The following is a 15,224-nucleotide window of genomic DNA, read 5'->3' as shown; positions in this document are numbered from 1 at the left end:
CAAACACTAGGCTTATGGCACTAACTTCTGTAGTTTTATTGATGGTTGCTTTATTTATTCATGTTATTTTAACATAACTACTCTTGGAGAGCCGAGAAGTTTTACTGAAAGAATTAGCTAACAGTGACATTAATTGGATGGTTGCTAAAGGTTATCAAAGAGAAATAGCCACCGGCACTGTACTCATCGAAGCAGGAAAAACTGCTGATTGCTTACATATTCTCCTGGAAGGCATCTTAACAGTTACCATCTCTCAACCTGACAACAATCCTCTGACTCGTGCTTTTGCAGCCATCGAAGGTGTTGAAAGCACAAGTCAAGAGATTGCGAGATTATCTAGTGGTGAGGTTGTGGGAGAAGTTCCCTTTGTAAGTACTTATCTAACAAACACTACTGTTAAGGCTGTAGAAAAGTCGCTAGTAATGTCGATTCCTCAATCAGAATTGACAGCAAAATTGCAGCAGGATGCGGGTTTTGCTTCACGATTTTATCGAGCGATCGCAATTATGCTAGCAGATAGATTAGAAAGTATCATCAATCAGCTTGGTCGTCGTAACCTAGCGCAAGGTCAACCGTTAAGAGATGTGCTGTTTGTGTTAGGAGAATTACATGATAGCGATATCGATTGGATGATGGCTTGTGGGAAACCGCAAAAAATTCCTGTTAACACTGTACTCATCCATGAAAGAGGCCCTGTGGATGCGTTGTATATTCTTTTAAATGGAACAATGTCCATGTCTATTGCTGAAGATGAACGTAATCCATTGACTCGTGCTTTTGCTGCAATAGAGGGTAATGAAATTTCTGGTAGAGAAATAGCAAGATTATCGAAAGGCGAAATTATTGGAGAAACACCCTTCATGGATGGTCGTTTACCCTCTGCAACCATTAAGACGATTGAAGACTCAACTGTTCTATTGATTTCCCGACAGCAATTAGCAGTAAAATTACAGCAGGATGTTGGATTTGCATCTCGTTTTTATCGTGCGATCGCTACTTTGCTTTCCAGTAGATTGCAAGGACTACACAACCGCCTTGGTTATGGTAGACGGGTTTATAGCAAAGGTTTACCGTTAGCTGAAAATATGGAATATGACGATGAGTTGAATTATAGCGTTTTAGATGGTGTAGCGATCGCAGGTAAAAGGTTTGATTGGATGTTAGAGAGGTTAAGAGTAAGTTGAATTGCTAAAGTTACAGCACGATGTAGGATTTGCATCTCGTTTGTGTCAAGCGATCGCTACTTTGCTTTCCAGCAGATTGCAAGAATTACACAGCCGCCTTGGTTATGGTAGACGGGTTTATAGCAAAGGTTTACCGTTAGCTGAAAATGTGGAATATGACGATGAGTTGAATTATAGCGTTTTAGATGGTGTAGCGATCGCAGGTAAAAGGTTTGATTGGATGTTGGAGAGGTTAAGAGTAAGTTGAATTGCTAAAGTTACAGCAGGATGTAGGATTTGCATCTCGTTTTTAAGTGCGCTCGCTACTTTACTTTCCAGCAGATTGCAAGGATTACACAGCCGCCTTGGATATGGCAGACGAGTTTATAGCAAAGGCATGTCATTGGATGAAAATATTGAATATGAGGAAGAACTAAACACCAGTACTTTAGACCAAATCGCACTGGCAGGAAAAAGATTCGATTGGATGGTGGGACGCCTAAGAAATGTATCTGTATAAACTTTAGAAATATAACTTGCTTTTAAAAATAGCTCTACATCCTTTGAGCGTTGTTAAATACGACGTTCAATTTTGCATTTAAATATAATGCTCATAAATAATCTAGAAGAAACTAAATGAATTAGTAACTCTACTCAAAAAAAATGTGAGTCGCCACCTAAAAATTGTGCATTGATAATTAATTGTGTAGCTCTTATTATTTAGAAGGTAGAAGTTGATTAAACAACAACGGAGTAACAAAAAATGAGTACACAAATAACTAGAAAAGAAATCGAAGAACAACTAATCGTTCGTGCTTGGCAAGATGAGTCTTTTAAGCAAGAATTGCTCAGTAATCCAAAAGCCGCGATCGCTAAGGAAGGCATTAACCTACCTGAAAGTATTGAAATTAGAATTGTTGAAGAAACACCTAATACTTTCTGTTTAGTTTTACCTATAAAGCCTAGTGAATCGGAAGAATTATCTGATGCTGAACTAGAATCAGTCGCAGGTGGTGCTTGGTTGAACGGTGCTTGTGTAGGATACCAAGCATAATATAGTAAAGCTAGTAAAGCATCTTAAGATATTAATAAATTTCCTAATAAGTTTATTAAAGAAATTTAGGAAATTAACTTGTCTAATCTTAAATGCTTACTTAATAAGTATTTTCCTAGACTCTAAATGGATAGAAGCAAAATAATTCTTAATATATTTAGAGTTATTTCCTGCTTCTTATCCTATTTTATAGGATTACCAATTTAAAATATATGTTTTATTAAATAAAGTTATGTGCTAATACTTCTGTTTTTTAAATTTAAAAATAGTTAATTATAGTTTTAAGGGTTAAAATAGTGGCTAATTCTTTACAAGATACCCTACAGATTGCTAATCGCTGTCTAGATGATCGACTAATTTCTCATAGTACTATTGGTAGTATTAGTCAAATAGCAAGTTTACTACCACCTATTCCTAAAATATCAGAGGCTGGATTTGAGTGTCACTTAGGTTCTGCTATCCCAAATGCAGACTTTTTAGTAGCTTTTACAACCAGAAATAATGGTAGGAAAGCTTTACTAGATTGTTGTGATTCCTGGTTAGAATTACTATATTCTAATCCAGTATGGCAGCGAGTACATGATTTTTGTCTTCATTGGACAAATGCAGAATTGTCTATTTACAATAATGTAGCTAATATCTGGCTGGAATTCGATGTAGACAATCACTCTTCAACAGCGCCAGAACCTAGTTTTTTCTTTGCACCTAGAAATATTAAAGGAACAGAAAAACCATTTTTATCTAAAAATAACTGGGTTATTAATGATACTCTAAAGTTATTGTTTGGTAGCTTACCCTCAAATGAAGTACAACAACAGTTACTAAATTGCTTTAATTCATTACCATCTCATGGAGAAATTTTTCAAATTGGTGTAATGTTACCAAGAAAGACTGAATGCTATAGCGTCAGGCTTTGCGTGCAGGGTATTTCTCATGAAGAGATTTTAGACTATTTATCAAATATAGGTTGGTCATCTTCTCTCACTGAATTAAGTAATCTTTTATCACAGTTATCTCAATTTGTTGATGTTATTAGACTAAATTTTGGTGTAAAAGATAGCCTTTATCCCAAAATAGGACTAGAGTGCTATATCGATAAACAGCCTAAAAATACAGCTAAATGGCAATTATTTTTTGATTATCTAGTAAAGAATAAATTATGTACTCCAGAAAAAGCCTATGCTATTTTAAACTGGACAGGATACACTGAAGAAAAGTTTTGTCCAGAAATATGGCCTAGCAACTTTGCTCAAGGATCTGCATTGGTATCTCCTAAGATGAGAAGTACTATTGCCAGGACATTACATCATATCAAAATTGTTTATCAACCTCATCAACCTCTACAGGCAAAAGCCTATCTTTGGTTTAGTCATCGTTGGTTATCTCAAAACGGTTTATTTCAACTTTAATTAAGAGATAGCTATGCCTTTATAACTACTGTTTTCTTTTAATAGAAGCTATGCAAAGCAACTTAGATACTTCATCTGTAATAGACAATATAAATATTTTAGATATTGCCATTTCTAATGGTATAGATTTTTTGTACTCAAATCAATTAAACTGTGGGGAATTTAAAACATTAAAGTCTTCTACACAACAAATGAACTCTTGCTACCATCTTCATGCTAGCTCACCTTATATTACAACTTTTGTTTTATATTCGTTAAGCTTCTTAAGTCATAGCAAAGTTACAGAAATGACTCAAAAATCGTTAAACTTTTTAATAAAAGAATTAGAGGAACCCGGAGTTTGGAGATTTTACTCTCAAAACAATAGAAAAATTAAATACTATAATGGTCGATTTCTTAGAGACGAAGTGGGAATAATCCCTGATTTAGATGATACAGCCTGCGCGTCTTATGCTCTCAAAAGTAATACAATAAACTTTAGTAATAACCAAGCAATACTTTTGAATCAAAGAAACGAAGAAGGGATTTTTTATACTTGGTTTTTAGATGATTATCAATATGAATTAGAGCAAAAATCATCTGTTTATCTTCCACCATACAACAATATTTGCTGTGGAGTGAATGCTAACATTTTATTACTTTTAGGAGAAAATGAAGCAACTAAAAGTGTTTGCCATTACTTGAATAATATTGTAGTAAATGAACAAGAAAAATACCACTGTGCTTATTTTCCTAATATTTTTGTATTTTATTATCTGCTTTCCAGAGCTTATTTTAATGGAGTGCGTTCTTTAAACCAAGCTAAAAATATAATTGTGGATAAAATTATGTCTGATCAAATTAAAAATTACTTGCAGGTTCCTTTGTCTAATGCTCTTGCAATTTGTACACTTTTTAATTTTGGTTATTTTACTTATCAAGTCAATGATTGGATAAATAGAATAATCTATAAACAAAAACTAAATGGCTCTTGGTCAAGATACTCATTTTTTATAGATGCAAAAGACCATTATGGTTCTGAAGAATTAACGACTGCAATTTGTTTAGAAGCATTAACTAGATATAAGCAATATTCAAGTTAAAAGCTAATTTATCATTAATTAAATAGGATGAGATAATGAACAGTACAGAACAAAGAATATTGCCAAGCTCAATCGATGATAAAGATAGTAAAAATGGTCATCTCATGAAGCATCTGGTATCCAATAGTTACTTTCAGCTTATAATTCTACCCACAGAAAAATGTAACTTTCGTTGCACATACTGCTATGAAGACTTTGCAGTAGGAAAGATGAAGCAAGAAACAATTCAAGGAATTAAAGCACTACTAGAAAAGCGTTGTGCTGATTTAAGATATTTAAGTATTTCATGGTTTGGTGGAGAACCTTTGACTGCTAAAGACATAGTATTAGAAATTTCTAAATATACTATATCTCTCATTTATAGATATCCTAGATTGCACTATAAAGGTGATATGACTACAAATGGATATCTCTTAGATTATAAAACAGTCGCAGCCTTAGCAAGTGTAGGAGTTAGAGATTATCAAATTTCTTTAGATGGCCCACGTGAAGTTCATGATCAAAGTCGAATTCGTGCAGACGGCAAAAGCACTTATGACCAGATTTGGACTAACTTACTAGCAATCCGTGATAGTTCATTGCCAGTTTCAGTAATTTTGCGTATTCATTTTACCGTCGATACTCTTAAACTCATTGATCCTCTAATTGTAGATATTAAAAGAGAATTTTTACATGATCCAAGATTTTCTATTTTATTTAAAGCAATTGAACGATTAGGTGGAGAAAATGATGCCTCAATAAAAATATTTTCCGAAACAGAAAAACAAGAAGCAATTAAATCTCTACAAACCAAACTGTTTGGTGAAAATCTGGCATCATCACAAAACTATTCTTTGTCAGACGATTATGTTTGTTACGCATCACGACCCAATTCCTTAGTAATTCGCTCTAATGGTGATGTAGGAAAGTGTACGGTGGCTCTATATGATGAGCGAAATAAGGTTGCTACTTTACAACCAGATGGCACACTCAAAGTAATACCAGGTCGTCTTGCTCCTTGGTTGCGTGGACTTGAAACCCTTGATCCTGACACACTTGGCTGTCCTTTGGTGGGTTTACCATTAAATTCTGAAGCGGCAAAGGAATCTAAGGTTTTACTTTCTTAGTAAAAAATGTTACAGCAAAAAGGCAACATATTCCGTAAAGAATCACTAGAGCGTCTATCTTCCCCTGAAAGATTAGACCAACTGATGCAGGTGGTCAACCCCAAAAGCTGGCTACCTCTTGCTGCTTTAGGTTCGATTGTGGGAGTAGCTGTTATCTGGAGCATTTATGGCAGTATTCCCATCACTGTTGAAGGTCGAGGCGTACTGATTTACCCAAGCAATGTTGTGCCGTTGCAATCAAAAAGTGCAGGACAATTAATGGCTCTCAATATCAAAGTTGGAGATGTCATTAAAAAAGGACAAGTATTAGCAACCATTGACCAAGCTGAACTCCGCAAACAATTGCAACAGCAACGAGCTAAACTGACTGAACTAGAATCACAAGATAAAGCGGTTGGTTCGTTGCAAGGATTGCGGCTGGAACAGGAACTGCGATCGCAACAACAACAACGCTATTATCTCCAACAACGTATACTAGAACTGCAAGCTATAACACCTCTGCTGAAAACCAAAGGCAATACCTCTATTGGACAGCAACGCCAAAGCTTGCAAGAACGTCTACGGCAAGCCCAAGCCCTGACTCCTGTTTTCTTGCAGAGAATGGAAATTCGCAAGCAGCTATTCAAAACAGAAGGAGCGATTTCCGGTGATGAAGCTCTCAAGGCAGAACAGGAATACTTGGAGAATTTGGAAAAAATTGCAGACATCCAAAATCAGTTGAAAGAACTGGATGTCAAGGAGACGGAAACAGAAAAAGACTATCGTCAAAACCTCAGCACCATTTCTGACCTGCAAGCTCAACTCAAAGAAGTGGACAGCAAACAGGCTTCTATGGCTCAACAAGACTTAGAAAACGTCACTACCCGCAAAAAAGAAATTCAGGAAGTTAAGCGGGAAATTGCCAAACTTGAACTGCAATTAGGCGATAATAGCCAAATTATTAGTCAATATAGCGGACGCATTTTAGAGGTGACGCTGACACCAGGACAGGTTGTCAACGCTGGTACTCGCTTAGGAACCATAGAGGCGGAAAATCCCAAAAGCAAGCTAGTTGGCGTTACTTATTTTCCAGTGGCGGAGGGCAAAAAAGTTCAGTCGGGAATGTCTATCCAAGTTACTCCGCAAATAGTTAATAGAGAACGTTTTGGCGGTATTGTGGGTACTGTCACCACTGTCTCAAAGTTTCCCATTACAAAAGAAGCTGCCATTAATGAAGTGGGTAATTCAGAAGTGGTAGAAGCTTTGATATCTGAAAAACAAGAAGGTCTGATACAAGTATTCTCTGACCTAAATTTAGATAGCAACACACCCAGTGGCTATAAGTGGTCTTCTTCTACCGGGCCACACCTAAAAATTTCTTCTGGAACTACCACCCTTGTCCGAGTCAAGGTGGAAGAACGCGCACCTATCACCTTCGTTTTACCAATTTTGAGGTCTGTCAGTGGTATCTACTAACTCTACCTTAGTAACACCGATTAATCCTTGGAAGTACTTGCAAAAACTACTCCCACGCCGAAGCATTCGGGTCAAAACGCCGACTCTCCTACAGATGGAAGCAGTAGAGTGTGGTGCTGCTGCTTTGGGAATTATTCTAGGTTACTACGGTAAAATTTTACCACTGCCACAACTGCGGAGAGATTGCGGAGTGTCCCGCGATGGTAGTAAGGCATCCAATATGCTAAAAGCTGCCAAAAACTATGGACTCCAAGCTAAAGGCTTTAAAAAAGAACTAGAGCAACTTAAAGAACTGCGCCCTCCTTATATTGTCTTCTGGAACTTCAACCATTTCCTGGTAGTAGAAGGATTTCGCAAAGAGCGGGTTTATCTCAATGACCCAGGCACGGGCCCACGTCATGTATCTTTACAAGAATTTGACGAAGGGTATACCGGAGTGGTACTGGTGATTGAACCAGGCAGAGAGTTCAAAAAAGGTGGTCGCAAACCTAGCATGATTCTATCCGTGGGTTCACGGCTTCGGGGTGCTGAGGGTGCTTTAGCTTACTGCATAATAGCAGGATTTTTCTTGACTATGGTTGGGTTGGTAGTACCCGTGTTTAGTCAGGTCTTTGTAGATGATATCCTGGTGCAGGGGCGACACTTATGGCTGCGTCCTTTACTTTTGGCAATGGCGATCGCTGCTATACTCCAAGGGTCGCTAACGTTATTACGATTACGCTACCTACGCCGACTAAAAATCAAACTCTCTGTAGGTATGTCCAGCCGCTTTTTGTGGCACATCCTCCGCCTACCTGTGGGCTTTTACGCCCAAAGATTTGCTGGAGAAATCAGTAATCGCACCAGTCTCAACGATGAAGTAGCCAATGTTCTTTCAGGAAAGTTGGCAACGACAATTATTGATACAGTCATGGTACTTTTTTACGCCTTAGTCATGGTGCAATATGACTGGGTACTTACCTTGGCTGTAGTTAGTTTTGCTGCTGTGAATGTCCTCACCTTGCAGTTAATTTCCCGGCAGCGCATAGATGCAAATCAACGATTGATACAAGAGTATGGCAAAGCTGCTGGTGTGTCCATTGCTGCTCTCCAAAGTATTGAAACGTTAAAAGCATCGGGGTTGGAGTCAGATTTCTTTTCGCGGTGGTCAGGTTATTACACCAAAGCTCTAAATTCTCAGCAGGAATTAGGAGTAACAAATCAGACATTCTCTGTTTTACCCACGCTCTTATCGGCTCTTTCTTCGATGTTTTTGTTGGTAGTCGGTGGCTTACGGGTAATGGATGGATATCTCAGCATCGGAATGCTTATTGCTTTTCAAGGTTTAATGCTAGGTTTCCAGCAACCTGTTAACAATCTCGTCAACTTTGGTACTACTCTTCAAGAACTAGAGGGGAATTTGATTCGGCTGGATGATGTGCTGGATAATCCGATTGGGGAGGTAGGGGGCAGGGGGCAGGAGGCAGGGGAAGTAATTTCTCCCTCATCTCCCTATCTTCTTCCCAAATTGCAGGGGTATGTAGAGTTGCGGAATATCACTTTTGGTTATAGCCCCCTAGAACCGGCACTAATTGAAAACTTTAATCTCACAATTAAGCCGGGACAGCGAGTAGCTTTGGTAGGTGGAAGCGGTTCTGGGAAGTCTACTATTGCCAAACTGGTGAGCGGACTTTATGAATCTTGGGCGGGAGAAGTTTGCTTTGATGGAAAACCTAGAAATCAGATTCACCAACAACTGCTGAGCAACTCTGTTGCAATGGTGGAGCAGGAAATTTTGCTGTTTGGCGGTACGGTTCGGGACAATTTGACCCTCTGGGATACTACTGTACCAGATAAAAACCTGATGCGGGCTTGCCAAGATGCTGCGATCGCTGATGTAATTTTCTCTATGTCTGGTGGATTTGATAGCGAACTTATAGAAGGTGCTGCTAATTTGAGTGGCGGTCAGCGACAACGCCTAGAAATCGCTCGCGCTTTAGTAAATAATCCTTCCATACTGATCATGGATGAAGCCACCAGCGCTCTCGATGCAGAGACTGAAAAAATCATTGACCAAAATCTCCGCCGTCGGGGATGTACCTGCATAATTGTCGCTCACCGATTAAGCACCATCCGCGACTGCGATCAAATCATTGTCCTAGAACGAGGAAAGGTAGTACAACGAGGCACTCACCAAGAATTATGGCAAGTTGAAGGTTTCTACTCTCGCTTGATTCGCACGGAAGGGTAGAGAGGCAGGGGGCAGGGGCAAACGATTCGGATAAGGTTTTTTGATGACACGCCGCTAATTGCAAAGACGCGATAAATCGCCGTCTCTTGCCTTAACCCAACCGTATTGGGAGCAGGGGGAGAAGTATTTAATAATTGCACAATCTAAAATTTAAAATCTAAAATCTAAAATCTAAAATGCTAATACAGGGGCAAGTTTATATAGTTAATGGCAATGAACCAATTCTACTCGATGATCCTTCTCGGATTTGGGTCGTTCAGTCTGGTTCTATGGCTTTGTTTGCTGTCACAGTTAAAGATGGCGTTATAGAAGGGACTCGTCGTTATTTATCCAGTATTAGTCAAGGAGAGGCTCTTTTTGGAACTGCTGTTAGTGGTGGCGATCGCTACCGTCAGATTTTAGCAGTACCAATTGGAGAGACTCAATTACTACATATACATCAAGAATGTTTCCGAGAGTTAGTAGCCAGTGCAGATACGAGAGCGATCAGTTGGATAAAAACTTGGCTGTTGCAACTCACTAGCTTATTCTCCCAAGTTACTAAACCAGCAATTCAGGTAAAAGCTCAGGGACAGGCGCGATTTTCTCTAATTGATGGTCAAACTTTCCAGCCAGAAGCAGATACAATCTGTTGGGTACAGCTTCAACAAGGGACTATGCGCTTACTGGGGTTTGAAGAACTGACTCTGACGACCACCACTGCAACCATTCCCCTGACTGATAAAATTTGGTTAGAAGCTGTGGAGGGGGTGCAACTCACAACTGAAACTACCAACGCATTCCAAAATCCAGATACTCTGCTGGTTGGGTTGTCTGAGTTACATACTCAACTCCTACAATGCATTTACCTTTTAGATGAGCAGGAAGCGCAAGCAGAACTAACGCGGTTGCGCGATCGCCAACGCCTCAATCGTCAAGTTACAGCAGAGGCTCTAGGGGAATTAGCTTCAACCTTGAGTTCTCAAGATGGGGATTTTTTCCTAGAAGGTACTCCACTGCTAGTTGCTGCTGGTGCGGTAGGTAGAGCTATGGGTGTGAAAATTCAACCTCCCGCCCGTTCGGAAAACCTCAAGCGAATCAAGGAGCCATTGGAAGCAATTGCTAGAGCTTCACGCATCCGAATGCGGCGAGTGCTATTGCGAGATAATTGGTGGGAGAAAGACTCTGGCCCCTTAGTCGCCTACACCCATGAAGATAATCGACCAGTAGCACTGCTGCCTGTGTCTGCAAACCACTATGAAATTTTTGATCCAGTTGAGCAAACCCGCTTGAAAGTGGATGAGCAGATAGCTTTTACCCTGGCTCCTGTTGCCTATATGTTTTATCGCTCTTTACCCGATAAAGCACTCCAAGCTATTGATATACTCCGGTTCACACTTAAAGGACATGGGCGGGACTTGCTGCTAATTGTATTTACTGGCGTTGCCGTCACACTTTTGGGGATGGTTACACCCTATGCCACTGCGATTATCATCGACAACGCAATTCCAGATAGTGATCGCTCTTTACTGCTGCAAATAGGATTGGGGTTACTAGTGGCGGCTGTCGGCACAGCCTTATTTCAACTGGCTCAGGGGTTTGCTCTGTTACGGATGGAAACAGCTTCTGATGCTGCTACTCAAGCTGGTGTCTGGGATCGGCTACTAAATTTGCCAGTATACTTTTTCCGGCAGTACCCTACAGGAGATTTATTCTCCCGCATCACATCGGTGAGTACAATCCGTCGTCACCTCAGTGGTAGAACTCTAATTAATCTGATTACCAGCCTGTTTGCACTATTTTACTTAGCCCAGTTATTTTACTACAACGTCAGATTAGCCCTGATTGCCGTTGCAGTTGCAGTGATTGCGATCGCTGTTACCACAGTCTCCGGTATGCTTATGTTGTCCAAGGTACATCCTCTGCTGGAAGTGCAGGGAAATATTTTTGGTCAAACAGTACAGCTAATCAATGGTATCTCCAAACTGCATATTGCTGGGGCACAAGAACGGGCTTTCGCCTCTTGGAGTAAAAACTACACTCGGCAAATTAAGCTAGAACTTAGCACCCAGCGAGTGGAAGATGCAGTTGTACTTTTTAATACGGTCATGCCCATAGTGACTTCTGGGGTACTCTTCTGGTTTACCATCAGACTACTGGAAGCTCCAGAAACTACCGGAGGTATAGAATTATCCCTTGGTACTTTTTTAGCTTTCAACACAGCCTTTCACAGCTTTATTAAGGGAACCACAGATTTAAGTAATACAGTTACGGAAATTTTGCAAATTACCCCACAGTGGCAACGTACCCAGCCGATTCTAGTGACCATACCAGAAGTGGATATTAATAAAGCCGATCCGGGTAAGCTGGCTGGTAAAATTACCATAGACCATGTTACATTTCGTTATCGCAGCGATGGGCCTCTAACGCTAGACAATGTGACTATATCTGCGGAGCCAGGGGAGTTTGTTGCTTTTGTAGGGGGTTCTGGTTCTGGAAAATCAACCTTACTGCGATTAATACTAGGGTTTGAGACTCCGCAAACAGGTACTATTTACTATGATGGTCAAGACTTCTCTGGGTTAGATGTGGATGCAGTCCGCCGACAGTTGGGTGTTGTTTTGCAAAATGGTCAGCTGAGTTCAGCTTCCATTTTCGAGAATATTGCTGGTGGCGCTCAGATTACCTTAGATGAAGCTTGGGAAGCTGCCAGAATGTCGGGGCTAGCTGATGATATTACCACCATGCCAATGCAAATGCATACCGTGGTTAGTGAAGGGGGTGGCAATATTTCTGGGGGACAACGACAGAGGTTACTAATTGCTCGTGCTTTAGCATTAAAACCCCGTATTTTGTTATTTGATGAGGCTACCAGTGCCCTTGATAATAGAACTCAAGCAATTGTTAGTGAGAGTCTGGATAAATTGCAAGTTACTAGAATAGCGATCGCTCATCGACTTAGTACAATCCGTAACGCTAACCGTATTTATGTACTTCAAGCAGGTAGAGTTGTACAACTGGGAACTTTTCAAGAGCTAGCTGCTGTTGAAGGTCTATTTACCCAGTTAATGGCTCGGCAAATGGCGTAGTTACTTGAGATTTATGAATAATACGAATACATGATTTCCCCTACACCACTGCCAACCAATCGCACACCATAGACCTACGATACTTTTGCAACCACCGTGTGACGGTTGAGGCATCTCTACCCAATATGCGGCTCAATTCCTTATGCTGTGTAACTTGTCCTGTTTTTAGCCACCAAATCATTTGTAAGCGTTCTTTCTCGATCGCAGTGCGAGCATTTTTGAGGCTTTTGGACAAATACTCTGTACTCTCGCTTATTTCTAGATTAAAGGGGCGTGCCATCGTTTACCTCTAGTCTTGATTCTTTCCTGCTCTCTATTTTACAGTTCTATGCAGCCTCACATAGAATTGGTATAAGACATATATTTTTTCCTCTCGAAAGGAACTTATTTAAAAGTTAAAACAGCATGATTCAAGCTTTCGCGTTGAGCGGATCGTAGAGAGGAAACTTTATATATGGGCTATTCATTAGACCTCTTGCACGAATCAAGAAAACAGAGCAACTTCATAATTGAAAATTCCAGCAATTAAGTTGCAACGCCAGCTGTTTTTTTTATAACATTTATTCAACTCCATAAATTCTGAACTTTTGAGAAGTTAAAGATTATTTAACTTGAATATGGAACGCCTCTTTCAATAAGGAAATAGAGCCATCCGCAATAAACCGCACACCAATTGCTAGGATGAAAAAACCAAAAACTCGATTTAAGGCTCCCACACCATTTTTTCCTAACTTCTTAATAAGTGGTTCTCCTAAAGCCAAGCAAAGATAAAGGCTTATACCTATTAAAATAATTCCCACTAAAGACTCAAGATAGTCTAGCCAATGCTTAAAGCTAATCGATAAACTCGTTACTACCCCAATTGCTCCAGGCCCGCTAATTAATGGCACTGCCATTGGTGTAAAAGAAATATCTTCTTTATCTATAGCCTCATCATTTTCTGATGGAGTTAGTCGTTGACGGGCTGTAACCATTTCCCACGCTGTATGAGCAACAAGTAATCCCCCTGCCAGCCGTAGCACATTTAATGAGATTCCAAAAAATTCTAGAATCCACCTACCAGCTAGTAAAAACACAGCTAAAACTAAGACTACATTTATGGCAGTTTGTATCGCCTGCCGATGTCGCCCAGATGATGTTTCCATCGCTGTTAAGCTGTAAAAAACCGGAACTGCACCTATTGGATTGGCGATTGGGAAAAGAGCCACAAAGGTTGCTAATGTATTTGGAATTAACGACATTATCAATATTTGGATATCTAGGTTTCCTAGAAGCAGAGTTTAGCAGACAGTGGGGGTGCAGTTGTACCCACTTTACTGCTTTCACGAAAAACTCCAAAAACCACCGATGCGATGCCCAACTCTTAGAGACGCTCCGCGTAGCAAGATCCTGTTCGCCCCTGGCGTCCCGTAGGGAAGGGTACGGCGCAGGCTCAGGGTAAGACCTGCGGCGGGCGGGTACCACCCAATTCAAAGAGGAAAGCTCTTTATATGGGAGGAATAACTGTTGACTGTTAACTGTTGACTGACAAGGTAGCGGTACTAGCTGTTTGAGGAACTGGCTTGATTAAGAAGGTCAATAGCATCTTGGTCGAGATGAAGATTGACAGCTTTGATGATATCGTTGAGTTGCTCAACCTTTGTTGCACTAACTATAGGGGAGGTAATGGTAGGATTAGCAATCAGCCACGCCAGAGAAACTTGGGTGGGAGTAGAGTTATAAGTCTTTGCCACCTGATCAATTGCCTTTAGAATTCGCAAACCACGAGGGTTTAAATATCTTTTTACAGAACTACCACGGAGACTAATAGACAAATCTTCTTCTGAGCGATATTTACCAGAGAGAAAGCCACTGCACAGAGAGGAATAGCTAATCACACCAATTGAGTGTTCTTGGGAAATTTGTTGTAAATCTTGCTCATAACCATCTCGGTCATACAAGTTATAACGGGGCTGAAGGCTTTCGTACCGAGGATAGCCATGCTGACGGCTAATTTCTAATGCCTGTAATAAACGCTCTGCACTATAGTTTGAAGCACCAATTGCACGTACTTTTCCCTGACGAATCAATTCTCCGTAGGTTTCAAGAGTTTCTTCAAGTGGAGTGTTTTCATCGTCGATATGCGATTGATATAGATCAATATAATCAGTTTGTAACCTTTGCAATGAGTCTTCAACAGCTTGTTGAATGTGTTTACGAGAAAGCCCTTTGCCTTTAACACCCATATCGTTGCCAACCTTCGTTGCAATCACCACTTGGTCACGATGACCACGAGAAATGAGCCATTTTCCTAAAATTGTCTCAGACTCTCCACCAATATTTCCCAGAACCCACTTGGAATAGACATCAGCTGTGTCAATAAAATTACCTCCAGCCGCTATAAAGTGATCTAAAATCTCAAATGAACTATTTTCATCAAGAGTCCACCCAAACACGTTGCCACCAAAAGATAGTGGTGATACTTCTAGTTCTGAACGTCCAAGTTTACGTCTTTGTGTAACAACCATAAGTTTTCTCTCAAGACAGTTTTAGAATTACTTGTGCCAACTATAAAGGTTTCTTAGAGGGTGTTTGAAAAGTCTGTGAGGTTGTAAAAAAGCTCTCTCGGTATACGCTGTGAATAGATAATAGACAGCACCAAGAGAGCAACATGACTA

At 40.2% G+C, this 15,224-nt stretch carries 13 protein-coding genes; 10 read left to right on the top strand and 3 right to left on the bottom strand.

All coding sequences use genetic code 11. The annotated features are described in order from the left end of the window. Nucleotides 1–137 precede the first annotated feature (137 nt). The 10 genes from V7L05_RS15180 (at nt 138) to V7L05_RS15135 (ending at nt 12,567) form a co-directional block, all read left to right on the top strand. Nucleotides 138–1,184 carry a cyclic nucleotide-binding domain-containing protein gene (locus V7L05_RS15180; RefSeq protein ID WP_335165131.1) on the top strand — a complete coding sequence of 349 codons (1,047 nt, stop codon included), beginning with the start codon at nt 138–140 and terminating at the stop codon, nt 1,182–1,184. A 1-nt stretch (nt 1,185) separates the two neighbouring features. Further along, complete coding sequence (locus tag V7L05_RS15175) at nt 1,186–1,431, top strand: hypothetical protein (protein ID WP_335165129.1); 246 nt, start codon at nt 1,186–1,188, stop codon at nt 1,429–1,431. A gap of 129 nt (nt 1,432–1,560) precedes the next feature. Next, on the top strand, nt 1,561–1,683 hold the full coding sequence (locus V7L05_RS15170; RefSeq protein WP_335165128.1) for a hypothetical protein: 123 nt from the start codon (nt 1,561–1,563) through the stop codon (nt 1,681–1,683). 243 nt (nt 1,684–1,926) lie between these two features. After that, entirely contained in the window at nt 1,927–2,217 is a 291-nt protein-coding gene (locus tag V7L05_RS15165; protein WP_335165127.1) for an NHLP leader peptide family RiPP precursor, read from the top strand. Between the two features lie 296 nt (nt 2,218–2,513). Further along, nucleotides 2,514–3,626 (top strand): hypothetical protein, encoded by a 1,113-nt coding sequence (locus V7L05_RS15160; RefSeq protein WP_335165126.1) that lies wholly within the window; start codon nt 2,514–2,516, stop codon nt 3,624–3,626. A gap of 50 nt (nt 3,627–3,676) precedes the next feature. Next, nucleotides 3,677–4,708: a hypothetical protein gene (locus V7L05_RS15155; RefSeq protein WP_335165124.1), complete on the top strand. Its 1,032-nt coding sequence runs from the start codon at nt 3,677–3,679 to the stop codon at nt 4,706–4,708. Between the two features lie 35 nt (nt 4,709–4,743). Next, nucleotides 4,744–5,814: a radical SAM protein gene (locus V7L05_RS15150; protein WP_335165122.1), complete on the top strand. Its 1,071-nt coding sequence runs from the start codon at nt 4,744–4,746 to the stop codon at nt 5,812–5,814. Between the two features lie 6 nt (nt 5,815–5,820). Then, nucleotides 5,821–7,269, top strand: coding sequence for an NHLP bacteriocin system secretion protein (locus tag V7L05_RS15145; RefSeq protein ID WP_335165120.1), 1,449 nt, complete (start codon nt 5,821–5,823; stop codon nt 7,267–7,269). Next, nucleotides 7,256–9,499, top strand: coding sequence for an NHLP family bacteriocin export ABC transporter peptidase/permease/ATPase subunit (locus V7L05_RS15140; RefSeq protein ID WP_335165119.1), 2,244 nt, complete (start codon nt 7,256–7,258; stop codon nt 9,497–9,499). The genes V7L05_RS15145 and V7L05_RS15140 overlap by 14 nt, the downstream gene beginning before the upstream one ends. A gap of 176 nt (nt 9,500–9,675) precedes the next feature. Beyond that, nucleotides 9,676–12,567, top strand: a complete 2,892-nt coding sequence (locus V7L05_RS15135; protein WP_335165117.1) for an NHLP bacteriocin export ABC transporter permease/ATPase subunit — start codon at nt 9,676–9,678, stop codon at nt 12,565–12,567. Between the two features lie 40 nt (nt 12,568–12,607). Here V7L05_RS15135 and V7L05_RS15130 read toward each other — a convergent pair whose 3' ends face one another. From V7L05_RS15130 to V7L05_RS15120, 3 genes are all read right to left on the bottom strand, one after another. Next, on the bottom strand, nt 12,608–12,847 hold the full coding sequence (locus tag V7L05_RS15130; RefSeq protein WP_335165116.1) for a helix-turn-helix domain-containing protein: 240 nt from the start codon (nt 12,845–12,847) through the stop codon (nt 12,608–12,610). A gap of 322 nt (nt 12,848–13,169) precedes the next feature. Next, nucleotides 13,170–13,808, bottom strand: coding sequence for a MarC family protein (locus tag V7L05_RS15125; protein WP_335165115.1), 639 nt, complete (start codon nt 13,806–13,808; stop codon nt 13,170–13,172). A 300-nt stretch (nt 13,809–14,108) separates the two neighbouring features. Then, the gene (locus V7L05_RS15120; protein WP_335165113.1) at nt 14,109–15,074 is read right to left on the bottom strand and encodes an aldo/keto reductase; all 966 of its coding nucleotides are present in this window, start codon (nt 15,072–15,074) and stop codon (nt 14,109–14,111) included. Nucleotides 15,075–15,224: the final 150 nt, after the last annotated feature.

Source organism: Nostoc sp. (assembly GCF_036917755.1).
Lineage (GTDB): Bacteria > Cyanobacteriota > Cyanobacteriia > Cyanobacteriales > Nostocaceae > Nostoc.
This window is presented reverse-complemented; position numbering and strand designations above follow the sequence as displayed.